This window comes from Paracraurococcus lichenis (assembly GCF_030657435.1).
Taxonomy (GTDB): domain Bacteria; phylum Pseudomonadota; class Alphaproteobacteria; order Acetobacterales; family Acetobacteraceae; genus Paracraurococcus; species Paracraurococcus lichenis.
The window spans coordinates 1-294 of record NZ_JAUTWS010000574.1; the positions used below are offsets into that span (position 1 = coordinate 1).

Annotated in this window: 1 pseudogene; it reads left to right on the forward strand. The window is 67.0% G+C overall.

Annotation, left to right across the window (positions count from 1 at the left end):
• Positions 1-294 (forward strand): annotated as a pseudogene (locus Q7A36_RS41285) (transposase); the annotation flags it as partial.

Consider the following 294-nt stretch of genomic DNA (forward strand, 5'->3'; position numbering starts at 1 on the left):
TGGGCGACATCGTTCGGTGGACGTGCGCGAGGTGCTGAACGGCTTGCTGTATGTGCTGGAGACCGGCTGCCAGTGGCGTCACCTGCCACGCGACCTGCCGCCGCGGAGCACGGTGCATGGCTATCTGCAGCGCTGGGATTGGGACGGCACGCTGGAGGCCGTGCATCACCAGCTCTACGTCGCCTGCCGGGAACAGGCGAGCAAGGAGGCCAGTCCCACCGCGGCCATCCTTGACAGCAAGTCGGTCAAGGCGGCGGAAAAGGGGGGCCGTCGGTCGACCCGGTTGGTTACGAT